Source organism: Streptomyces sp. NPDC046831, from assembly GCF_040645305.1.
Taxonomy (GTDB): Bacteria; Actinomycetota; Actinomycetes; order Streptomycetales; family Streptomycetaceae; genus Streptomyces.
The window spans coordinates 186,275-208,458 of sequence record NZ_JBEYXZ010000007.1; the positions used below are offsets into that span (position 1 = coordinate 186,275).

Sequence of the window (22,184 nt, forward strand, 5' to 3'; positions counted from 1 at the left end):
GCCCCGGCCCATGGCGCGGCGGCGGGCGGCGGCCCCGCCGGACGGGCCGGCCCTGCCTCGCGCCCCGCCCCGTCCGGCTGCCCGGGCCGGCCCGCGCTGCGCGTCCCGCCGTCCGGGCCGCTCCCTCTGTGTGACCTGGGTCACGCGCGGGTACTCGGCGGGCGTCCATGTGAAGGAGTGATGCCGCATGGCTGGAGATGGGAACTTCTACCGGCGCGACCGCCCCAAGCATCCGGATCTGGCGGAGGACCGCCCGCGCGGCGGCGGCCACGACGAGCCGGGCAGCCGCGGCGTCTGGCCGGTGTGGGCCGTGGTGCTCGGGGTCCTCGCGCTGTTCGTGATTATCACGGTGCTCTTCGGCTGAGGCCCCGCCGGGGCCCGCGGCGACGGTGACCGCCACGGACGGGGGCGGACTGTCCCGGCGCCGAACGGGGCGGAGGCGGGGAAGCGGTTCCCGCCCCCTTCTGCTGCGGCCGTCCGCTCGGGGGCCGGAGCCGTGCCCATGGGTCCGGCCGCCGCGCGGCGGCCGGACCCTGCGGCACCGACCGGCGGTGACGGGCCGCGCAGGGTCGTGCTCCCGCCGGGGGGTCCGGGCGCGTGCGGGCAGTCGACCCCTGCGGTATCGACCGGCGGTGAGGGGCCGTGCAGGTCCGTCCAGGGCCGTGTCCGCGCATCCGCCGGGGGATCCGGGCGCGTGCGCGGCGCGCAACCGCTGTGGCATCGACCGGTGGTGACTGGCTGTCCAGGTCCGTGCGGGGCCGTGCGGTCTGTGCAGGGCCGCGCGTCCGTCGGGGGGTCCGGGCGCCGCGGCGGTCGGCCCCTGCGGCACCACCCGGCGGTGACCGGCCGTCCGATCGTGCAGGGCTGCGCGTCCGCCGGGGGTCCGGGCGCGGGGCTCCCCGGTACGCCGTGCGGGCGCGGGGCGGCCGCACACAACAGGGCCCCAGGTGAAGGGGCCACACGGAAGGCACGGGCCCACGGCATCGGGGCACCGGCAGACAGGCGCGCCGGAGTCGTGGACCGGGCACCGCCAAGGGCCGCCTCGAGAGGCGGCCCTTGGCCGGCGCTGTGTCATGGCGCCCGGTCCGCGCGTCGCTGCGGGTGCACGCGGGCCGGGGCCGATCGGGGGCCGCCCGTGGACGGCGGATCAGCGGGCGGCAGGTCAGCGGCGGGCGGCGCCGCTCAGGGGCTGCCGTTCGCTCCGGGAGGCGGCGTCGGCGGCCGAGGCCGCCGCGTGCGCGTCCATCCGCTCCGCCGCGAGGATCGCCGCCGCCGTGTCCGCACGGGAGGCCGCCACGACGAGTGCGCGGCCGGCGAGCGCGTGCGCCCGCCGGTGCAGGGCGGCGGGGTCCTGAGGACCGGCTCCCGGCGCGCGGACGGGCGCCCGCGCGCCCCGCAGCCGGGCCACCTGCCCGGCGAGCCGCTCGGCCGCGGCATCGAGGTCGGCGGACGGGGCCGTGGCGCGCAGTTCGTCCGTGACGGCGAGCAGCGCGGCCAGGTGCCCCGCGAGCTGGATGTCCAGCTCCTCCTCGCGGGAGCGGTGGGGGAAGTCGGAGCCGGCGCCGGCCGTCGTGCTGTGGACGGAGCTCCGGGGGGGCTCTGAGCGGATCGGTTCGTACATGAGACGGCCTCCTGTGCGCTGACAGAAGCCATCCTAGCTTAGAACCCGTCTAAAGTTGAGTCGGGTCGCGGAACCGGGCGGTAGGGGTACGTACCGTGAGCGCCCTGGTGCCCTTCCGGGTGTCAGGACTGCCCGTAGCCGTCCAGGAAGGTCCCGATCCGGCCCACCGCGTCCCGCAGGTCGCCCACCGTCGGCAGGGTCACCACCCGGAAGTGGTCCGGCTCCGGCCAGTTGAAGCCGGTGCCCTGGACGACCATGATCTTCTCCTGGCGCAGCAGGTCGAGGACCATCTGCCGGTCGTCCTTGATCTTGAAGACCTTCGGGTCCAGGCGCGGGAAGAGGTACAGCGCCCCCTTCGGCCGCACGCAGCTGACCCCGGGGATCTGCGTGAGCAGGTCGTAGGCGGTGTCCATCTGCTCCTTCAGCCGCCCGCCGGGCAGCACCAGGTCCTTGATGGTCTGCCGCCCGCTGAGCGCGGCGACCACGCCGTGCTGGCCCGGCATGTTCGCGCACAGCCGCATGTTGGCCAGGATCGTCAGGCCCTCGATGTAGGAGTCGGCGTGCGCCCGCGGGCCGGAGATCGACATCCAGCCGACGCGGTAGCCGGCCACCCGGTAGGCCTTGGACATGCCGTTGAAGGTGAGCGTCAGCAGGTCCGGCGCGACCTTGGCCGTCGGCGTGTGGCGGGCGCCGTCGTAGAGGATCTTGTCGTAGATCTCGTCGGAGCACACCAGCAGGTTGTGGCGCCGGGCGATGTCCGTCAGGCCCTTGAGCACCGCCTCGTCGTAGACGGCGCCCGTCGGGTTGTTCGGGTTGATGACGACGATCGCCTTGGTGCGGTCGGTGACCTTCCGCTCGACGTCCGCGAGGTCGGGCATCCAGTCGGACTGCTCGTCGCAGCGGTAGTGCACTGCGGTGCCGCCGGACAGGGACACGGCGGCGGTCCACAGCGGGTAGTCCGGCGCCGGCACGAGGACCTCGTCGCCGTCGTCCAGCAGCCCCTGCATCGCCATCACGATCAGCTCGGAGACGCCGTTGCCGATGAAGACGTGCTCGACGTCGGTCTCGATGCCGAGGGTCTGGTTGTGCATGACGACCGCGCGACGGGCGGCCAGCAGGCCCTTCGCGTCGCCGTAGCCGTGCGCCGAGGAGACGTTGCGGAGGATGTCCTCCAGGATCTCCGGCGGGCACTCGAAGCCGAACGCGGCCGGGTTGCCGGTGTTCAGCTTCAGGATGCGGTGCCCGGCCGCCTCCAGCCGCATCGCCTCCTCGAGCACCGGGCCCCGGATCTCGTAACAGACGTTGGCGAGCTTGGTCGACTGGATCACCTGCATGGGGGGAGCTTACGGCGGGGTCACGGTCCCCGGGCGGTGTTTTCCGCCACGTGGGACGTGTCGGCACACCCAGGAGGGACGGGGGCTGTCCGGCCGGCCCTGCCTTGTCCCTACACTTTCCGGTCATGTCCACGCCTCCCGACGTCCACGGCGGGGCTCCGGCGGGCGGTACGCCCGAGGGGCCCCCGAACGTGTACCTGCCGCAGCCCGCAGCCACCCCGTCCTACGAGGGATACGCCGATCCAGCGGTGGCCCACGGGTGGGAAAACGCCTATGACGAGACCAGCGAACTGGCCGTGGTCGCGGACGACCGGTCCGGTGCGCCGGCCGGACGGCCGCAAGGTCACCGCGGCGGGCGGCGCGGCCGCCGCGGCAAGGGGCGGGGCGGTGACCGGCGGCTGCGGGGCGCGGCCCTCGCCGCCGGAGCGGTGGGGGCCGTGTCCCTCGCCGTGATCGCCGGCTTCTCCGCCCTCGACTCCTCGTCCGGCCCGCCGCGGAGCAGGCCGGACGGCTCCACCCCGACGGCCGGGGAGTCCGTGTCCGAACCCGGGGCGTCCGGTGCCCCGGCGTCGTCCGCCGCTCCGGCCGCCGGCGGCCCGTCGGGCGACACGAAGCCGTCCACCGCCTCGCCGGGCGCGAGCACCGGCGCCTCGCAGGGCGCCCCGGAGCCAGGGGGAACGAGTGGGGCGCCCGAGACCCCGGCGCCCTCCGCTCCGGTGACCGCCACCGCCTCCGGGCCGAGCGCCACCGCCCAGCCGCCGTCGCCGACCAGCACCTCCACCGACCGCTGGCCGGGCAGGGGCAATCCCAAGCGCCCGAAGTAGTCCCGTGCGCCTCGGGTGTGACGTCCCGTCCGCCCCCTGTGCACCGGGCACGGCTTCTTGTCGCGGCCTCTCTGCGCCATCACAATGCGCATGACAAGACAGGCGACCGGAAGATCTCCGGTCGCTCACGTCTGAAGAGGGGACCCCCATGAAGAAGCCTCTCCTTGCCGCGCTCGCCACCCTGGTGATCACCGGGGCGGTCGCGGCACCCGCGGCCGCCGCCCCGCAGGCCCCGGGCGGGGCGCCCGCGGCCCGGGCGAAGGCCGCCGCGCCCGCGATCCAGGCGGTCGACTTCGCCGGCACCGTGGCACTGAGCAACTGCTCCGGCTCCGTCGTCCGCTTCCCCGCCTCGGTGGACAGCGACCCCGCGCTCGTCCTCACCAACGGCCACTGCCTGGAGACGGGCTTCCCCGACCCCGGCGAGGTCGTCGTGGACCAGGCGTCCAGCCGCTCCTTCGGCCTGCTCAACTCCTCCGGCTCCCAGGTCGGGACCCTGCGCGCGTCGAAGGTCGCCTACTCGACCATGACGGACACCGACGTCACGATCTACCAGCTCACCCGCACCTACGCGCAGATCAGAAGCACGTACGGCATCAACGCGCTGACCGTGAACAACACCCACCCCGTCGCCGGCACGAGCATCAAGGTCGTCTCCGGCTACTGGAAGCGGATCTACACCTGCGCCGTCGACGGCTTCGTCTACCGCCTGAAGGAGGGCGCCTGGACCTGGAAGGACTCGGTCCGTTACACCTCCGCCTGCAACACGATCGGCGGCACGTCCGGCTCGCCCGTCGTCGACACCGCCACCGGCAGGGTCGTCGCCGTCAACAACACCGGCAACGAGGACGGCCGGCGCTGCACGGACAACAATCCCTGCGAGGTCGACGCGAACGGCACCGTCACCGTCCGCCAGGGCATCAACTACGCCCAGGAGACCTACCAGATCCCGGCCTGCTTCGGCGCCGGCAACCGGCTCGACCTGAGCGCGAGCGGCTGCACCCTGCCCAGGCCGTGAGCCCGCGCGCCGGCCGGCGCGCGGGCGGCGAACGGTTGACGCGACGGGCGGGCGGCGGAGCGCCGGCGGGCGGGGCGGGCGGTCACCCCGGGGTGCGGCGGACCGCCCGCCCCGCCAGCACGTCCGTCCGCCGCCCGTCCTCGATCACGAACCGGCCGTCGATCAGGACGTACGGGATGCCCGTCGGCAGGACGCGCGGCGCGTCGAACGTGGCGCCCGCCGCGACGGTGGCCGGATCGAAGAGCACCAGGTCGGCCCGGTACTCCTCGCGCACCAGGCCCCGGTCCGGCAGGCGCAGCCGGGCCGCGGGCCGTCCCGTCAGGTGCGCGACACAGTCCTCCAGCGACAGCACGCCCAGCTCCCGCACGTACCGGCCGAGGTAGCGCGGGAAGGTGCCGTAGGCGCGCGGATGGGGCTTGCCGCCCTGGAGGATGCCGTCCGAGCCGCCGGTGTGGACGCGGTGGCGCATGATCGTCCGCACGTTCTCCTCGTGGCCCACGTGCTGCAGGATCGTCGTGCCGAGGCGGTCCTCGGTCAGCAGCCGGCGGGCGGTCGTCCAGGGCGCCTCGCCGCGCAGGTCCGCGGCTTCCCGCACCGTCCGGCCGACGTACCCGGCGAGCGCCGGAGCGGTGACGCCGGAGATCTCGACGGTCTCCCACTCCACGGGCACGCCGTGGCAGCCGTCGGAGCCGGTGACCTCCAGCTGGTGGCGGATCCGCTCGGCGGTCGCCTCCTCCCCGAGCCGCCGGAGGGTCTCCTCCGGGCCGCCCTCGCTCGCCCAGCTCGGCAGCAGGGCGACGAGCGTGGTGCAGCCCGGGGTGTACGGATAGGTGTCGAGGGTGATGTCGGCACCGGCGTCCAGCGCCTCGTCGAGCAGCGCGAGCAGTTCCGGCGCCCGGCCGCGGTTCGGGCCGAAGTTCATCGTCGCGTGCGCCAGGTGCAGCGGGCAGCCCGCCTGGCGGGCCAGGTCCACCATCTCCGCGTACGCCTCCAGCGCCCCCGCCCCGTAGGAGCGGTGGTGCGGGCAGTAGTAGCCGCCGTAGGAGGCCACCACCCGGCACAGCTCGGTCAGTTCGGCGCCGGTGGCGTACATGCCCGGCGTGTAGGTCAGCCCGGACGACATGCCCACCGCGCCCTGCTCCATGCCCTCGGCGACCAGCCGCCGCATCCGCTCAAGCTCCGCGGGCGTGGCCGCCCGGTCCTCCCAGCCGACGGCGAGCGCGCGGACGGTGCCCTGCGGGACGAGGAAGGCGGCGTTGACCGCGATGCCCTCGCCGTCGAAGCCGTGGTCGAGCCGGTCCAGGTACGCGCCGACGGACCGCCAGGTGAAGTCGGCGTCCTCGCCGTACCCGTTCCAGCCGCTGATCGCACGGCGCACCTCCTCCAGGGTGCGGTCGTCGACCGGCGCGTACGACAGCCCGTCCTGCCCGACGACCTCCAGGGTCACCCCCTGCGCGGCCTTCGCGCTGTGGTCGGGGTCGCGCAGCAGGGCGAGGTCGCTGTGGGCGTGCATGTCGATGAAGCCGGGGCAGAGCACCAGGCCCTCCGCGTCCAGCTCCCGCCGTGCGTGCGGTCGCTGGCAGCCCGCCGCCGCGGCCTCCTTGACGACGGAGACGATCCTGCCGTCCCTGATCGCCACGTCCGCGCGGTAGGAGGGCGCGCCGGTGCCGTCGACGACGTCCGCGTCCCGGACGACGAGGTCGGCGAGATCGGCGAGTTCGACGGGGTCCATGCGGCGCCCCTAGAAGTAGGTGCGGACGTAGTCGACGACCGTGCCGTCCGCCTCGGCGACCGGGATCAGCGGCCACTTGTCGAACGACGTGCACGGGTGGGACAGCCCGAGGCCGATCCAGTCGCCGACCTCCAGGTCCGCCTCGGGTGTGGTGCTCAGCCAGGCGTGCTGGTCGGACAGCCCGGTGACCGAGATGCCGTCGGCGGGGCGTTCGACACCGTCCCGGCGCACGACCTGGGCGAGGGGCAGGCCGAGGTCGTAGGCCGCGTCCCGCTTGCCCGCGTTGGCGAAGGCCTGCTCCGCCGTGGGCCGGGAGACGACCTGCGCCCACAGCCGGAAGGCGGGGTGCAGGGCGCCCTCCTCGGGGACGCGGGTGAACGGGGTGACCTTGCGGTAGTGGCCGTCGTCGTGCGAGACGTAGGCCCCGGAGCGCAGCAGCTTCAGCACCGGCAGGGACAGTCCCGGAATCTGCGCGAACACGTCGGCGACCGCGTCGAACCAGGCGCTGCCGCCCGCGCTCACCACGATCTCCTCCAGGCCCGTCCCCGAGAAGCGCCCGGCCGCGTCGAAGTCCGCGGCGAGGGCCACCAGCCGGCGCAGCCAGGCCCGCACCCGCTCCGGGTCCGCCTGCGGGACCTCGCCCTCGTACCCCGCCACGCCCACCAGACGCAGCGTGCCGGCGGCCGCCACCGCGTCGGCGACCGCGGCGCAGTCCGCCTCCGTCCGCGCGCCGGTCCGCGCGCCCTCGCCCGCGCCGAGCTCGACGACGACGTCGACCGGGCGGGTCCCCCCGGCCCCGGCCAGCGCCGCGTCCATCAGCCGCACCCCGCGGACGGAGTCGACGTAGCAGACGAAGCGGAAGCCGGGGTCGGCGGCGAGCTCGGCGGCGATCCTGCGCAGCGCGGCGCCGTCCACGAGTTCGTTGGCGAGGAAGATCCGCCGGATGCCGAACTCCCGTGCCACCCACAACTGGTGGGGGACCGCGAGGGTGATGCCCCAGGCCCCGTGGTCGATCTGCCGCTGGAAGAGCTGCGGCGCCATGGAGGTCTTGCCGTGCGGGGCGAAGGCCAGGCCGTGCCGGGCGGCGTAGGTCTCCATGAGCCGCAGGTTGTGCTCCAGGCGCTCGGCGGACAGGGCGAGAACGGGCGTGGTGAAGCCGCCGGTGAACAGGTTGCGGCGCTCGGCGGCCAGCTCGCCGACGGTCAGGCCGTGGGCGTCCGGCGGCAGGCCCTTGAAGCGGTGGTCGACGCGTTCCCCGGCGAGATGCGTCCCCCCTGCCCGGGCGGACCCGGCGGCCGGGGGCAGGGTCTGCGGGGCGCAGGGATCGACGGGCGTGGCGTCGGCCATGAAACCTCCCTGATCAGGTGCGTTGCATCTTCTGCAACGCTCATTGCGGTACGCGCTTACGGCTGTCTAACATCTCGGCGGACGGGGGTCAACGGATCCACGACGACCCTCCCCACGCTGTCGCATCCGCTGGAGCGGGGCGACCCCCGAGACCACCGGCCCCACCGATCCCGCCGATCCCACCAGGAGTTCGCCACCGTGACCCCCGACGGCCGTCCCGGCGCCGACGCCGCAGGCGCCCCCGACGTCGTGGACGTCGCCGCGCTCGGCGAGTCCATGGTCACCTTCCTGCCCTCCCGCCCGGGCCGCCTCGCCGACGTGCCCTCCTTCGACCGCGCCATCGGCGGCGCGGAGTCCAACGTGGCCTGCGCGCTGGCGGCCGCCGGGCACTCGGCGCGGTGGGTGAGCCGGGCCGGCGCGGACGGCTTCGGCGACCACCTGGTCGAGGCGATCGGGGCCTGGGGCGTCGACGTGACCTACGTGCGCCGCGACCCGGCCCGCCCGACCGGCGTCTACTTCCGCACCGCCGCGGACCGCGCCACCGACGCGCACGAGGTGGCCTACTACCGGGCCGGGTCGGCGGCCTCGGCGATGGGGGCGGACACCGTCGACCTGGGTGCCGTGCGCGCCGCACGCGTCCTGCACCTGTCCGGGATCACGGCCGCGCTCTCCCCGCGGTGCCTGCGCCTGACGCACGAGCTGACCGCGCGGCGGCCCGGCCGCCCCCTGGTCTCCTTCGACGTCAACCACCGGCCCGGACTGTGGCGCGACGCGGACGGCCCCCGGGTGCTGCTGGAGCTGGCCCGGGGCGCGGACATCGTGTTCGTCGGGGCGGACGAGGCCCGCCGGGCCTGGGGCCTGCACGACGCCCGGGCCGTCCGGGAGGCGCTGCCCGAACCGGAGACCGTGGTCGTCAAGCAGGGCAGTACCGGTGCCACCGCGTTCCACGGGGACACCGGCGGCCGCCCCGGCGGCGCCGTGGGATCCGGGTGCTTCGTCCCCGCTCCGCGCGTCGACGTCGTCGCCGCGGTCGGAGCCGGGGACGCCTTCGCCGCCGGTTTCCTGTCCGCCACCCTGCGCGGGCTGCCTCTGCACGATCGCCTGCGGCACGGCCATCTCACGGCCTCCGCCGCGCTCACCGTCCCCGGCGACCTCGCCCGGCCCCCCGCCCGCCACCACGCCGACCGCCTCGCCGCCCTGGACGACGAGGCGTGGGGGAGACTGCGACTCGGCCCCGGCTGGACGCGGACCGGCGAAGACGCCGGCGAGGGCCCGGACGAAGGGTCCGTCGAGGGCTCCGGGGACGGGTCCGGCGAGGGGGCCGAGGAGGAGGTACACACGCCATGAGCCAGACCGTCGACCGCGCGCTGAGCATCCTGCCGCTGCTCGCCGAGGGCCCCGCCGACCTCGGGCAGGTCGCCGACCGCCTCGGCGTCCACAAGTCCACGGCCCTGCGCCTGCTGCGCACCCTGCACGAGCACGGCCTCGTCTACCGGCAGTCCGACCAGCGCTACCGCCTCGGTGCCCGCCTGTTCGCCCTCGCCCAGGAGGCGATGGAGAACCTCGACGTCCGCGAGATCGCCCACCCCCACCTCGTCCGCCTCAACGAGGCGTGCGGCCACACCGTCCATCTCGCCGTGTACGAGGAGAACGAGGTCCTCTACATCGACAAGGTGGACAGCCGCTACCCGGTGCGCATGTACTCGCGCATCGGCAAACCGGTGGCCATCACCGTCGCGGCCGTGGCGAAGCTGCTGCTCGCCGACCTGCCCGAGGCCGAGCGCCGCGCGGTCGCCGAGCGGCTCGAATACCCGCTCTACACGGCCCGTTCGACACCGGACGCCGCCGCCTTCCTGAAGGAGCTGGCGACCGTGCGCGAACAGGGCTGGGCCACCGACCTCGGCGGCCACGAGGAGTCCATCAACTGCGTCGCCGCCCCCGTCCGCGGCGCCGACGGTCGGGTGGTCGCCGCGATGTCGGTCTCCGCGCCGAACGTCGTCGTCACCGCCGACGAACTCCTCACCCTGCTCCCGCTGGTGCGCGCCACCGCGGACACCATCAGCGGCGAGTACTCCGGCAGGACGCCGGTGACCGACCCCGGCCGGAACTCCGTGTGAACGGCACGGACTTCCCCGGCCGGCCCGACCGACAAGGACACCGCATGACCGACAAGACCGCGCTCACCCCGAGCACCCACACCACCCCGCCCGCGAGGTTCTCCCACGGTGTGCGCAAGGGCAACGTCCTCCAGGTCGCCGGCCAGGTCGGCTTCCTGCCCGCCCAGGAGGGCAGGCCCCCCACACCCGCCGGCCCCACCCTGCGCGAGCAGACCCTCCAGACCCTGGCCAACGTCAAGGCGATCCTCGAAGAGGGCGGCGCGAGCTGGGACGACGTGGTGATGATCCGCGTCTACCTGACCGACGTGGACCACTTCGCCGAGTTGAACGACATCTACGACCAGTACTTCGACGAGCAGGGCCTCACCCAGCCGCCCGCGGCACGCACGACGGTCTACGTCGGCCTTCCCGCGGGACTCCTCATCGAGATCGACGCCCTGGCCGTCCTCGGCTGAGGCCGCCGCACCCGGCCGGTGCCGCCGGGATGGGCGGCCCCGCGCGCCGCCTCCCCGCCTCCCGGCCTGCCCCGGCCTTCCGGGTCCCGTACGTCGCGCGACCCGTACCTCCCCCGAGCCGTGCCTCCGCACCTTCCCGCACTCCCGTACGTCCTCACGGCACGGCGCCCCACCCGCACGTTCCCGGCTCCGCCCGGGCCGGCAGGGGGCCCTCCACCCCATCCCGGCGCGCCGTGCCGCGATCCGCCCTGCCCGAAAGCTGTATGCATTCACGCAGAGGACCCCCGTATGTCCCCTTCGCTCGCCGCAGCCGCGGACGCGCCGCCGCACACCGGAGGCCTGCTCCTGCTCGTCGACGGCACCACCGGACTGCTGGCCGCACCCGGGCCCGGTGGCCGCCGCCGGTCTGCTGCACGTACCGCGCGGCTGGGTCGTCCTGATGGGCATCGTCTGCGGCATCCCGGCGGTGCTCGCCGCGTGGGCGTTCTCGGCGTGGATCGGCCGGCGCATCTTCGTCCCCGTGCCGCAGGACATGGTCGAGGCCGCGGAGGACGCGCGGCTGGCCGTGCGCGACGAGCGGCGACGGGCGACGGGCGCCCAGCTCACCAAAGGCCCGGAGGGGCCCGAGGGCTACAAGGGCGCCGAGCACGACCGGCGGTTTCTGGATGGTGGCGAAGTACTTCGGCATCAGCGAGCGGGACACGCTGCGGACGTGGACGGTGCTGGAGAGCGTGCTGTCGGTGGCCGGGTTCGCGGTGGCCGCGGTGCTGAGCGTGTTCGTCCGGTGAGGGGCGCCGGGACGGTGTAGGCGTCCGATAACGAAGTAGGGGCTGGCTGTTCCGGACACAGGATTGTCGACCATACTGCCCGCTGTGGAGCAGCGCATAGGTTCGAGCAGCCAGCCCCTGAAGGTCGAGCCCGTGAAGGGCGCCGGATTCGACCCGGCCTTCATCCCCGGGCTCACCGCCCCCGCCGTCGCGGCTGCGGCCGCCGGTCCGGGGGACGCCAGGCCGGACAATCAATCTCCGGCCGAGGAGGGCTCCCCGGCCGGGGAAGCGCCTGTTGCCGAGGCCGCCGGGGGCTCCCCGGGCGCCGGCGAGCCGGCGGACGCCGTCCCGGCCGGCGACGTCCCGGCCGGCGACACCGAGGACGGGGCCGCGGACGGCCCTGTGTTCGAGGCGTCCGACCGCCGGGCCAGGATCGTCGCCGACCGCAGGGGCGTACGGCTGCGCCTGGACGACCAGGAGTGCGAGTTCCGCTGGGACGAGATCGGCGCGGTGGAGACCGAAGTCCCGCGCTTCGGCAAGCGGTTCACCGTCACGGTGCACACTCCCGATCGCCGGTGGTACCCGATCGAGATCGAGGCCCCGGCCCGCAGCCGCTTCCAGGAGTGGGAGACGCGGCTGGACGAGGTCCTGGACGCGTACTTCGAGGACGGCGAGGCGGAGCGGGCGCGGGACGCCGAGTCCGCCAAGGACGCCGGGGACGCCGAGGCAGCCGGGTCCGGCAAGTCCGCGGGGGACGGTGTGAAGACCGCGGACGGCGACGAGTCCTGACGGGCCGTCCCCTCCCGGACAGCCGAACGCCTACGGACAGCCGAACGCCCTCGGACAGTCGAACGCCCGGCCCCACAGCCGAACGCCCGGTTCCCGGCAGGTCGCCGGGAAGCGGGCGTTCGGGGATCGGCCGTGCCGGCCGCGGGCGGACGCCTACGGCAGCGCGTGCACGTGCGGTCCGACCGCGCCCGACCACGCGTTGCCCGACGCCGCGTCCCAGTTCGTCGACCAGGTCATCGCGCCCCGCAGGTCCGGGTACGTCCTCGACGGCTTGAACGTGCCGCAGCTGGTGGCCTTCGTCAGGCAGTCCAGGGCGTTGTTCACCACCGCCGGGGAGACGTAGCCCCCGCCGGCCGCCCGCGTCGAGGCCGGGAGGCCGAGGCCCACCTGGGAGGGGGCCAGGCCGCCCTCCAGCTGGATGCAGGCCAGGGCCGTCAGGAAGTCCACGGTGCCCTGGCTGTAGACCTTGCCGTCGCAGCCCAGCATCGAACCGCTGTTGTAGTACTGCATGTTGACGACCGTGAGAATGTCCTTGACGTTCAGGGCCGTGCGGAAGTAGCCGGCGGACGTCGACTGCATGTCGATCGTCTGCGGCGCCATGGTGATGATCAGGGAGGAGCCCGCCTTCGCCGACAGCGAGCGCAGCGCCTGTGTCATGTACGTGGCGTTGATGCCGTTCTCCAGGTCGATGTCCACGCCGTCGAACCCGTACGTCCGCATCAGCGCGTACACGGAGTCGGCGAAGTTCGCCGCCGACGTCGCGTCGCTGACCGACACCGTGCCGTTCTGGCCGCCGACCGAGACGATCACCTTCTTGCCGGCCGCCTGCTTCGCCCTGATGTCCGCCTTGAACTGGTCCACCGTGTAGCCGCCGAGGCCGGCGGAGTCCAGGGTGAAGGAGACCGCTCCCGGCGTGGTCGTCGCGTCGGCGAAGGCCACCGCGATGATGTCATACTGTGCGGGCACGTCCGCGATCTTCTGGACCGTCGCGACGTTGTTGAAGTTCTGCCAGTAGCCCGTCACCGCGTGCTTCGGGAGCGCGGCGCCGCTGCCGCCGCCTCCGGTCGCGGCCGTCGTGCCGGTGACCGTCGCCGACTTCGCCGACTCGCCCGCCGCGTTGGCCGCGGTGACCTGGAAGGAGTACGCCGTCGCCGCGGACAGGCCCGTCACGGTCGCGGTGGTTCCCGTCACCGCCGTCGCCCTCGTGCCGTTGCGGTAGACGGTGTAGCCCGTCGCGCCCGACACCGCGTTCCACGACAGGGACACGGACGAGGACGTCGTGCCCGTCACCCGCACGCCGCCCGGCGCGGCGGGGACCGTCGGCGCCGGATCACCGCCGCCGCCCCCGTCCGGGCCGAACACCGAGACGTCGTCGGCGTAGTAGGCGGCCTGGCCGTACCAGCCGTGCAGGTACACCGTCACCGACGTCGTGGAGGCGCCGGTGGTGAAGGTGGCCGACAGCTGCTTCCACGCGGCCGTGTCCGGCGTCCACGTGGACACGTCCGTGGTGCCGGTGCCGCTCGCGCCCAGGTAGGCGTACCCGCCCTGCACCCACGCGCTCAGGGTGTACGTCGAGTTGGGCCTGACCGCCACCGTCTGGGCGCACCGCGCGTTGTCCTGGCCGCTGGGCGCCGCCTTCAGCGCGGCCGAGCCCGCGTGCACCGGGGAGGAGACGGTCGTGCCGCTGCCGGCGGAGCAGGTCCAGTTGCCCAGGCCCGACTCGAAGCCGGCGTTCCGGGCGTTGTTGACGTCCGCCGCCGAGGCCTGGCCGGCCGCCGCTAGAGGCAGGCAGAGGGCGAGCGCCGCGGTGACGGCCCCCGACCAGGTCCGTATCCGGCGCCCGCGTCCGGGCAGGGGTCTGGGCATGGCTGGTGCGCGGTCCACTGGGGCCTCCGGTGGGGGGAGAGGGGGAGAGGGGGAGAGGGGGACGAGCAGAAGACGGTGGCCACCGTTCAGTCGTAGACAAGTTGGTCCAGACCAATGCGCTTGTCAAGGGTCCGGATCGGACGAGCGGCCCTCGGCGTGCGCTCAACGCCCCTGCGTTCCCTGCCGTTCGGGCCCCGGCCGGCCGTCGCGCGCCCTGCCCCGTCCCGGGGCCCCGCCCCGCCCCGCGCGTCCCGCGTCGTGCCGGCCCGACCCGCCCCGCGGCTCCCGCGACACCCCCGTCGCGCACCCCGCGGCAGCGCCCCGCCGCCCCGCTCCGTGCCGCCCGAGGGCGTCCGGCCCGTCCGCGGGATGCTCAACCTGTCCCGCTTTGCGGCAGCTTGTGCACCCCGAGTTGCCGGTCGGCTGGACATTCGCTGTTCTCCGGCCACGAAGGCGTGGATACAGTGCTGACGTAGTCACGCAGTGAAGTCGACGTGGTGAGCCGGAGGACCGCCGGCGCGCCGGGTGGCGTGGAACGGGGAGCTGGGCGTGCCAACTGCCATCGCTGTGACCAGTGCCGACATGGCGCTGCCGGCGCAGGACGAACGGACCCTGCCCGCCGTCGTCCTGCAGGACCTCGACCGGCAGCCGCTGGATCAGTCGCTGGCGGCCATGCAGACGCTGGTCGACCAGCACGGGCACCTGATCGTCCTGTGCTCCCGGGCCGCCCCGGCCGCAGTGGCCCGCCGGCTGCACATCGTCCGGTCCCTGCTGGAGAGCGACCGCATCGCCGTGTTCCGCCCCGCCCTGCCGCCGCTGGGACTGGCCGTCCTGGCCCGCCAGTTACGGCAGCTCGCCTCCTGCGACCTCGGCCCCGGCGTGCTCGCCTCGGCGGGCCGGCTGCTCACGCACTACCTCCACGCCGGCGCCGTCCTGAACTCCGTCACCCGCCTCGACCACGTCCCCGTCGGCCTGCGGACCCACGCCAAGTCCTGGGTGCCCGGCAGCCAGTTCGGCGTCATCGCCCACCCCGAGCCGCGGCTGGTCAGGATCGGGCCCGAGGCGACGCTGCCGGGACCGGAGTTCGGCAGCTGGATGCTGGTCGCCAGGGGCCAGCTCCAGACCGACTGGATCACCACGGCCCTCGCCCCGGCCTGGAACGTGCTCGGGCTGCGCGAGGCACCCCTGCCGGCCGAGTCCGCCCGCTGGTGGGGGACGGGGCGGCTGACCGAGTTCTGCACCTACCTGCCCGACCTCTCGGTCCTCTACCAACTGGTCACCTCCGTGCGCCGGCACACCTGCCACTGGTGCGGCATCGACGTCATCGGCGACCGCTGCGTCTTCTGCTGCGCCACGCCACCCGTCCACGAGAACCCGGCCCCCGCCGGGTGAGCACCCCACCGCCCGGGCGCCCACCGGGCCCCCGCGGCCGGGAACCCGTCACGCACCCCCGCTCAGACCGACCGATCCCGCTCGACCGATCTCCGCAATCGAGGTTGTACGGTTCATGAACTCCCGTCAGCGCCGCGGCGTGATACTGCTGGTCCTCTCCGTCCTCTGCGCCCTCGGCGCGTTCGCGGGCGTGCTCTCCGTCATCAGCGACGTGAAGTCCAAGGTCGGCCCGGAGATCACCGCGTACCGGGTGCGCACCGGGGTGCCGCCGTACACGACGCTCACCAGGAGCCAGTTCGAGAAGGTGCGGATGCCCGAGCGGTGGCTGTCGTCCACGGCCGTCACCGACCTCGACCGGATCCGGGGCAAGATCGCCGTGACGGCGCTGCGCAAGGGCTCCCTGCTGCAGAGCGACATGATCGTCGACCGGCCCGCCCTCCAGCCGGGGCAGCAGGAGGTCGCCATCATGATCGACGCGGCGACCGGCGTGGCCGGCAAGATCACACCCGGTTCCGCGGTCAACGTGTACGCGACCTTCGAGGGGCAGCGGGAGGGCGACCCCGCCCAGTCCAAGATCATCGTGACCAACGCCAGGGTGCTCGACGTCGGCCGGATCACCGCCCTCGAACCCCAGGCCGACGACCGGAACCGGCAGCCCACCGAGGCCGTCCCCATCACCTTCGCGCTCTCCACGATCGACGCCCAGCGCATCACCTACGCCGAGTCGTTCGCCCAGCGGGTCCGGCTCGCGCTCGTCGCACCCGGCGGCGGAGCGGGCGTCCCGGCCACGGACCGGACCTACGAACTCGCGAAGGACAAGTGAGAGGCCCGCATGCCCACCAGGATCCTCCCGGCAGTCGGCGACGCGGACGCGGTCCGGTCCCTCACGACACTGCTCAGCCAGCTTCCCGACGCCGAGCCCGTGTCCGCCGTCGCCGACTCCACCCAGCTCATCGACACCCTGGCGCGGCTCGCCGCCGAGTCCGTGGACGACCTGCCCGAGGTCGTGGTGGTGCACGAGCGGATCGGCCCGGTGCCCGCCCTGGAGCTGATCCGCGAAGTCGCCCTGCGCTTCCCGGCCGTCGGGGTCATCCTCCTCACCTCCGACGCCGGCCCGGCGCTGTTCTCGGCCGCCATGGACTCCGGCGCGCGCGGCGTCGTGGCGCTGCCCCTCGGCTACGAGGACGTGGCCAGCCGGGTCCAGGCGGTGGCGCAGTGGTCGGTGGGCGTGCGGCGTCACCTCGGCCACGGCGGGGACGTGTTCACCGGCGTCGGCGGCCGGGTCGTCACGGTCAGCGGCGCCAAGGGCGGCGTCGGCACCACGCTGACCGCCGTCCAGCTGGCCCTCGCCGCGCAGGCCTCCGGGTACGGCACCGCCCTCGTCGACATGGACCTCCAGGCCGGTGACGTCGCCTCCTACCTCGACGTCCAGTTCCGCCGCTCCGTCGTCGACCTCGCCGCCATCACGGACATCTCCCCGCGCGTCCTCGCCGACGCCGTCTTCCGCCACGACACCGGAGTCGCCCTGCTGCTCGCCCCCGGCGAGGGCGAACGCGGCGAGGAGGTCACCGACCGCGCCGCCCGCCAGATCGTCAGCGCCCTGCGCTCCCGCTACGAGGTCGTCGTCCTCGACTGCGGCGCCCAGCTCAGCGGCGCCGGCGCGGCCGCGATCGAGATGGCGGACACCGCCCTGCTGCTGACCACCCCGGACGTGGTCGCCGTCCGCGCGGCCAAGCGGACGGTGCGCATGTGGGACCGGCTGCAGATCCGCAAGGCCGAGGAGACGACGATCGTCGTCAACCGGCACACCCGCGGCACCGAGATCCAGCCGCCGCTCATCCAGCGGATCACCGGCACCGTCGTGGCCGGCACCCAGGTCCCCGCGAACTTCAAGGAGCTGCAGGGCGCCGTCGACGCCGGGCGCGTGCACGAGCTGGACGGCAGGAGCACGGTGAAGCAGGCCCTGTGGTCCCTCGCGGGCGAACTGGGCATCGTCAAGGCGGGCGGACGCGCCGCGAGGAGCGGCGGCCGGGTGCGGGGCGGCGACCGCGGCGCGGTCAGCTTCCGGCGGCGCCGGGAGACAGGGGGAGGGGGAGGAGGATGACCGTGCGCACGGCCGTGACGCGGCGGCTGCGGTCGGACCGCGGCCAGGTCGCCGTCGAGTTCCTCGGCATGACACCGGCCATCCTCGTCACGCTGGTGCTGCTGTGGCAGTGCGTGCTGCTGGGATACACGTACACGCTCGCGGGCAACGCCGCGGACGAAGCGGTACGGGCGGGCACCGCGGCGGACCGCGGCAGCCGGCCGGCCGCGTGCCGGCGGGCGGGCCTTGCGGACCTGTCGGACGCCTGGCGGGGCGGGGCCGGGGTGGACTGCGCGACCGGCGGCGGCTACGTCACGGCCGACGTCGAACTCCGGGTCCCCGTCCTCTTCCCGGGGCTGATCGACTTCCCGTTCACGGTCGCCGGTCACGCCGGCGCCGTGGAGGAGGCGACGGACTGACATGCCGTACACCCGCAGACGCCATGACCGGGGCCAGGTCGCCCTGGAGTACCTCGGGTTCATCCCCATTCTGATCCTGGTCGCGATGGCGGCCGTCCAGATCGGGCTGATCGCGTACACGGCGCAGCAGGCCGGGACGGCGGCGCGGGCCGGCGCACGCGCCGCCTCGCTCCGGCTGAGCGCCCAGCAGGCCTGCACCCGGGCGGTCAGCGGCTGGCTCGCCGACGGCACGGACTGCCCGTCGGCCTACGGGGGCGACGAGGTCACCGTCACCGCCACCGTGCGCATCCCGTCGATCGTCCCGGGCTGGAGCTTCGACCCGGCCCGCAAGACCGCCACCATGCCGCTCGACCACTGACCGAGGAGCACCGGACCCATGAGCCTGCGGGCGCGCATCCACTCCCCCGAGGAGCACGGCAGCCGGGGTGAGGACGGCCACCTGGTCGCCTCCTACCGGACCAAACTGCTGGAGGAGATCGACCTGGCGGAGATGAGCTCGCTGGCCGCCGCCGAGCGCCGGGCGCGGCTGGAACGGGTGCTCGGGCACATCATCAGCCGGGAGGGCCCGGTCCTGTCGACCGCCGAACGCTCCCAGCTGATCCGCCGCGTGGTCGACGAGGCACTGGGACTCGGCATCCTGGAACCCCTCCTGGAGGACGCCTCGATCACGGAGATCATGGTCAACGGCCCGGACGCGATCTTCGTGGAGCGCGGCGGGCGGGTCGAGCAGCTGCCCCTGCGGTTCGCCTCCCACGACCAGCTCATGCAGACGATCGAACGCATCGTCTCCACGGTCAACCGGCGGGTGGACGAGTCCAATCCGATGGTCGACGCCCGTCTGCCGTCCGGCGAGCGCGTCAACGTCATCATCCCGCCGCTGTCGCTCACCGGCCCCACGCTCACCATCCGCCGCTTCCCGCGCTCCTTCACCCTCCAGGAGCTGATCGGCTTCGGCTCGCTGGACGAGCACATGGTCTTCCTGCTCGCCGGGCTGGTGCAGGCCAAGTTCAACATCATCGTCTCGGGCGCCACCGGCACCGGCAAGACCACCCTCCTCAACGCCCTGTCCGGACTCATCCCCGGCGGCGAACGCATCATCACCATCGAGGACTCCGCCGAGCTCCAGCTCCAGCAGAGCCATGTCATCCGGCTGGAGTCCCGCCCGCCCAACGTGGAGGGCCGGGGCCAGGTCACCATCCGCGACCTGGTCCGCAACTCGCTGCGCATGCGGCCCGACCGCATCGTCGTCGGTGAGGTTCGCGGCGGCGAGTCGCTGGACATGCTCCAGGCCATGTCCACCGGCCACGACGGCTCCCTCGCCACCGTGCACGCCAACAGCGCCGAGGACGCCCTGATGCGGCTGCAGACGCTGGCGTCCATGTCCGACGTCGAGGTGCCGTTCGTCGCGCTGCACGACCAGATCAACAGCGCCGTCGACGTCATCGTCCAGCTCACCCGGTTCGCCGACGGCGCCCGCCGCATCACCGAGGTCGCCCTGCTGGACAGCCACGGCAGCGAGCCGTACCGCCTGGCGACCGTGGCCCGCTTCCACGCCCGGCCGATGACCGCCGACGGCCGCGTCCACGGCGCCTTCGAGCACTTCCCGCTGCCGCGCCGCGCCGCCGACCGGCTCCACCTGGCCGGCCAGCCCCTCCCGCAGGCCTTCGGCGTCGCCCAGTCCGCAGACCAGCTCGCCACCCGAGAGGCCAGGTAGGACCGCCCCATGGAACTGCGCACCCTCGTCACCCTCACCCTCGGCGTCACCCTGCTGACCTGCCTCCTGGCCGTGGCGGGCCTGCACTCCTACGCCACGGGCAGGGCGCAGCGGGCCGCCCTCGTCGACCGGCTCTCGCAGACCGGCCCGATCGCACCCGGACGGACGCGGCGCTTCCGCACCCTCGACCGGCGGCTGCGCCGCACCCGGCCCGGCCGGAAGCTGGAGCTGCGCCTCCTCGCCACCGGCCTGGACGTCACCCCCGGCGAGTTCTTCGCCTACATGCTGGCGGCGGTGGCAGCTCTGTGGCTGATCGGCCAGGCCGCGCTCGCCCCCTTCTTCGGCCCGCTCGCCGGGCTGCTGGGCGTCTGGGCGGCGCTGCAGTTCCTCACCTGGCAGCGCCAGAAGCGCATCGAGAGGTTCATCAACCAGCTCCCCGAACTGGCGCGCATCCTGGCCAACGCCACCCAGGCCGGCCTCGCCCTGCGCACCGCGATCGGCATGGCCGCGGAGGAACTGGAGGCCCCGGCGGGCGAGGAACTGGCCAAGGTGGCCCACCAGCTCGCCCTCGGCGCCTCGATGGACGACGCGCTGGGCGAACTCGCCGACCGGCTCCCCTCCCGCGAGCTGGTCGTCCTCGTCACCACCCTGGTGCTGTCCAACCGGGCCGGCGGCCAGGTCGTCAGCGCCCTGCGCAACCTCACGGACACCCTGGAGGAGCGCAAGGAGACGCGGCGCGAGATCCGCACCCAGCTGTCCCAGGTCAACATGACGTCGTACGCCGTGCCGGTGCTCGGGGTGGGCGCGTTGTTCCTCATGAACGGCGTCCGGGCGGGCGCGCTGGAACGGATGACCGGCTCCCCGGTCGGCCAGGGGGCGGTCGTCGTCGCGTTCGCCCTCTACGCCGTCGGCTTCGCCCTCATCCGCCGGCTGTCCCGCATCGACGTCTGAGCCACCGCTCACGGAAGGAGGGGGAACGGGATGGCACTCCTGCTCGCGCTCGCCATGGCCCTCGGCGTGGGGGGCGTCTTCGCCGGCATCCGCATGTACCGGGCGGAGACCAAGCTGCCCGGCGACCTCGCGCTGGCCCTGGAGGTGGGCGCCACGCGCACGGGTGCGGTGGACTCCCTCGTCGACCGCCTCGGCATGCGCTACGCCCCCGCCGTACTGCGGCTGATGGGCCCCCGGCTGGTAACCAGGTACCGGCGCAGGATCGACCTGGCGGGCAACCCCGGCGGCCTGACCATCGACCGCTACGCGGCCCGCCGCGCCGTCTACGGCTTCCTGGGCGGACTCGGCGGCCTGCTGATGCTGCTGCGCGGCCAGTTGTTCGTGGCGCTGCTGCTGTTCGCCTTCGGCGCCTTCTGGACGGAGGTCGGCATCTGGTCCGCGATCCGCGTCCGCAAGGACGTCATCGAACGGACGCTGCCCGACTTCCTGGACGTGCTCGCCGTCGTGGTGAGCGCGGGCCTCGGCTTCCGCCAGGCCCTGGACCGCGTGGCGTCCCGGTACGAGGGCCCCTGGGCGGACGAACTGCGCATCACCCTGCGCCAGATGGACCTGGGCATGAGCCGCCGCCAGGCGTTCGCCGAACTGCGCCGCCGCAACGACTCCGAGCAGGTCGCGATGTTCGTGACGGCCCTGCAGCAGGGCGAGGAACTGGGCGCGCCGATCGTCGACACGCTCGTCGCGCTGGCCCGGGACATGCGCCGCACGGACGCGCAGAACGCCCGCCGCAAGGCCGCCCGCGCGGTCCCCAAGGCCACCATGATGATCACCACCTTCATGGTCCCGGCCACGATGCTCCTCCTCGGCGCGGGCCTGCTGCTCGGCTCCGGCGTGGACTTCGGCTCGGTCACGGGCAAGTAGGAGGCGACGACGGACATGGCGACGACGAAGGACCGCCCCGGACGCCCCGGGCTGCCGCATCCGCGTCCGCATCCGCACGCGCTGGGGCTGCCGGTGCCGCATCCGCCGCCGTTGCCGCATGCGCTGGGGCTGCCGGTGCCGCATCCGTCGGCGTTGCCGCATGCGCTGGGACTGCCGCATCCGCCGCCGTTGCCGGTTCCGCCGGGCCGGCCCGGGTGCGCAGAGATCACGGTTCCGCCGACGGACACGGTCGCGCCGACGGACACGGTTTCGCCGACGGCCATGTTCCCGCCGACGGGAACGGTCCTGCCCGCCGACGTCCGCGCGGCCGATCCGGACATCGCGATCAGCTCGACGCTTCCGGCGCTGCCATCGGGCTGGGATGCGGCGGAGGGGCGCCGGGCGGCGGAGGAGCCGTTGCCGGCCGTACCGCAGCAGCCCGACCCGGGGGCGCGGGGCGCCCGGCCCGAGGCGGGGGAGAGGAACGGGATTCGTACGGTGCGGATGGCGGGCGCTGAGGCCGGGGCCGGGCGGGAGGGTGGCCCGGCTCCGCAGCCCGAGGTCCCGCAGGCCGGACCAGTGCCGCAGGCCGGACCAGTCCCGCAGGCCGGACCAGTGCCGCAGGCCGGACCAGTCCCGCAGGCCGGACCAGTGCCGCAGGCCGGACCGGTCCCGCACACCGTGCCAGTCCCGCAGGCCGGACCCGTAGCGCAGGGCCGGCCGGGCCCGTCGCGGCAGGGGCCCGTTCCCCCGGCTCCGCGCGCCCTCGAGACGCCTGAACCGCCCGGGACGCCCCCGCCTCCGCACGGGTTACCGGGCCGCTCCGACGGGGGGCCGGCG

The 22,184-nt window shown here is 74.2% G+C and carries 20 protein-coding genes and 1 pseudogene; 16 read left to right on the forward strand and 5 right to left on the reverse strand.

Annotated elements, in window-relative coordinates:
* Nucleotides 1–187 precede the first annotated feature (187 nt).
* The gene (locus tag ABZ920_RS09725) at nucleotides 188–364 is read left to right on the forward strand and encodes a hypothetical protein (protein ID WP_361500882.1); all 177 of its coding nucleotides are present in this window, start codon (nucleotides 188–190) and stop codon (nucleotides 362–364) included.
* A 798-nt stretch (nucleotides 365–1,162) separates the two neighbouring features.
* Here ABZ920_RS09725 and ABZ920_RS09730 read toward each other — a convergent pair.
* Both ABZ920_RS09730 and ABZ920_RS09735 read right to left on the reverse strand, forming a co-directional pair.
* Nucleotides 1,163–1,621: a hypothetical protein gene (locus tag ABZ920_RS09730; RefSeq protein ID WP_361500885.1), complete on the reverse strand. Its 459-nt coding sequence runs from the start codon at nucleotides 1,619–1,621 to the stop codon at nucleotides 1,163–1,165.
* Between the two features lie 122 nt (nucleotides 1,622–1,743).
* Nucleotides 1,744–2,955: a pyridoxal phosphate-dependent aminotransferase gene (locus ABZ920_RS09735; RefSeq protein WP_361500888.1), complete on the reverse strand. Its 1,212-nt coding sequence runs from the start codon at nucleotides 2,953–2,955 to the stop codon at nucleotides 1,744–1,746.
* Nucleotides 2,956–3,080: 125 nt separating this feature from the next.
* Between ABZ920_RS09735 and ABZ920_RS09740 the strand changes: the two genes are divergently transcribed.
* On the forward strand, nucleotides 3,081–3,779 hold the full coding sequence (locus ABZ920_RS09740) for a hypothetical protein (RefSeq protein WP_361500891.1): 699 nt from the start codon (nucleotides 3,081–3,083) through the stop codon (nucleotides 3,777–3,779).
* A 148-nt stretch (nucleotides 3,780–3,927) separates the two neighbouring features.
* Nucleotides 3,928–4,794, forward strand: a complete 867-nt coding sequence (locus ABZ920_RS09745; RefSeq protein ID WP_361500894.1) for a serine protease — start codon at nucleotides 3,928–3,930, stop codon at nucleotides 4,792–4,794.
* 82 nt (nucleotides 4,795–4,876) lie between these two features.
* Here ABZ920_RS09745 and ABZ920_RS09750 read toward each other — a convergent pair whose 3' ends face one another.
* Complete coding sequence (locus tag ABZ920_RS09750) at nucleotides 4,877–6,526, reverse strand: D-aminoacylase (protein ID WP_361500897.1); 1,650 nt, start codon at nucleotides 6,524–6,526, stop codon at nucleotides 4,877–4,879.
* A gap of 9 nt (nucleotides 6,527–6,535) precedes the next feature.
* On the reverse strand, nucleotides 6,536–7,873 hold the full coding sequence (locus ABZ920_RS09755; protein ID WP_361500900.1) for an amino acid deaminase: 1,338 nt from the start codon (nucleotides 7,871–7,873) through the stop codon (nucleotides 6,536–6,538).
* 198 nt (nucleotides 7,874–8,071) lie between these two features.
* Between ABZ920_RS09755 and ABZ920_RS09760 the strand changes: the two genes are divergently transcribed.
* The 5 genes and pseudogenes from ABZ920_RS09760 to ABZ920_RS09780 all read left to right on the forward strand — a co-directional run bounded on the left by ABZ920_RS09760 (nucleotide 8,072) and on the right by ABZ920_RS09780 (nucleotide 12,001).
* Nucleotides 8,072–9,220, forward strand: coding sequence for a sugar kinase (locus ABZ920_RS09760; protein WP_361500903.1), 1,149 nt, complete (start codon nucleotides 8,072–8,074; stop codon nucleotides 9,218–9,220).
* Entirely contained in the window at nucleotides 9,217–9,990 is a 774-nt protein-coding gene (locus ABZ920_RS09765; RefSeq protein ID WP_361500905.1) for an IclR family transcriptional regulator, read from the forward strand. Before ABZ920_RS09760 ends, ABZ920_RS09765 begins: the two co-directional genes overlap by 4 nt.
* 44 nt (nucleotides 9,991–10,034) lie before the next feature.
* On the forward strand, nucleotides 10,035–10,445 hold the full coding sequence (locus ABZ920_RS09770) for a RidA family protein (protein WP_361500908.1): 411 nt from the start codon (nucleotides 10,035–10,037) through the stop codon (nucleotides 10,443–10,445).
* A 376-nt stretch (nucleotides 10,446–10,821) separates the two neighbouring features.
* Nucleotides 10,822–11,233, forward strand: a pseudogene (locus ABZ920_RS09775) (hypothetical protein); the annotation flags it as partial.
* An 84-nt stretch (nucleotides 11,234–11,317) separates the two neighbouring features.
* Nucleotides 11,318–12,001: a hypothetical protein gene (locus tag ABZ920_RS09780; protein ID WP_361500910.1), complete on the forward strand. Its 684-nt coding sequence runs from the start codon at nucleotides 11,318–11,320 to the stop codon at nucleotides 11,999–12,001.
* Nucleotides 12,002–12,154: 153 nt separating this feature from the next.
* On the opposite strand, the gene ABZ920_RS09785 is transcribed toward ABZ920_RS09780, so the two are convergent.
* Nucleotides 12,155–13,867: a glycoside hydrolase family 18 protein gene (locus ABZ920_RS09785; RefSeq protein ID WP_361500913.1), complete on the reverse strand. Its 1,713-nt coding sequence runs from the start codon at nucleotides 13,865–13,867 to the stop codon at nucleotides 12,155–12,157.
* A 549-nt stretch (nucleotides 13,868–14,416) separates the two neighbouring features.
* On the opposite strand from ABZ920_RS09785, the gene ABZ920_RS09790 reads away from it, so the two are divergent.
* The 8 genes from ABZ920_RS09790 (at nucleotide 14,417) to ABZ920_RS09825 (ending at nucleotide 21,344) form a co-directional block, all read left to right on the forward strand.
* Nucleotides 14,417–15,259 (forward strand): hypothetical protein, encoded by an 843-nt coding sequence (locus ABZ920_RS09790; RefSeq protein WP_361500916.1) that lies wholly within the window; start codon nucleotides 14,417–14,419, stop codon nucleotides 15,257–15,259.
* 115 nt (nucleotides 15,260–15,374) lie between these two features.
* Nucleotides 15,375–16,082: a Flp pilus assembly protein CpaB gene (gene cpaB / locus ABZ920_RS09795; protein ID WP_361500919.1), complete on the forward strand. Its 708-nt coding sequence runs from the start codon at nucleotides 15,375–15,377 to the stop codon at nucleotides 16,080–16,082.
* A gap of 9 nt (nucleotides 16,083–16,091) precedes the next feature.
* On the forward strand, nucleotides 16,092–17,363 hold the full coding sequence (locus ABZ920_RS09800; protein ID WP_361500922.1) for an AAA family ATPase: 1,272 nt from the start codon (nucleotides 16,092–16,094) through the stop codon (nucleotides 17,361–17,363).
* Nucleotides 17,360–17,761 carry a TadE family protein gene (locus ABZ920_RS09805; RefSeq protein ID WP_361500925.1) on the forward strand — a complete coding sequence of 134 codons (402 nt, stop codon included), beginning with the start codon at nucleotides 17,360–17,362 and terminating at the stop codon, nucleotides 17,759–17,761. The genes ABZ920_RS09800 and ABZ920_RS09805 overlap by 4 nt, the downstream gene beginning before the upstream one ends.
* 1 nt (nucleotide 17,762) lies before the next feature.
* A complete protein-coding gene (locus ABZ920_RS09810) occupies nucleotides 17,763–18,119 on the forward strand; it encodes a TadE/TadG family type IV pilus assembly protein (protein ID WP_361500928.1) in 357 nt (118 codons plus the stop codon).
* Nucleotides 18,120–18,137: 18 nt separating this feature from the next.
* Complete coding sequence (locus tag ABZ920_RS09815; protein ID WP_361500931.1) at nucleotides 18,138–19,475, forward strand: CpaF family protein; 1,338 nt, start codon at nucleotides 18,138–18,140, stop codon at nucleotides 19,473–19,475.
* 9 nt (nucleotides 19,476–19,484) lie between these two features.
* Nucleotides 19,485–20,426 (forward strand): type II secretion system F family protein, encoded by a 942-nt coding sequence (locus ABZ920_RS09820; RefSeq protein WP_361500934.1) that lies wholly within the window; start codon nucleotides 19,485–19,487, stop codon nucleotides 20,424–20,426.
* A 30-nt stretch (nucleotides 20,427–20,456) separates the two neighbouring features.
* Nucleotides 20,457–21,344, forward strand: a complete 888-nt coding sequence (locus ABZ920_RS09825) for a DUF5936 domain-containing protein (protein ID WP_361500937.1) — start codon at nucleotides 20,457–20,459, stop codon at nucleotides 21,342–21,344.
* Nucleotides 21,345–22,184: the final 840 nt, after the last annotated feature.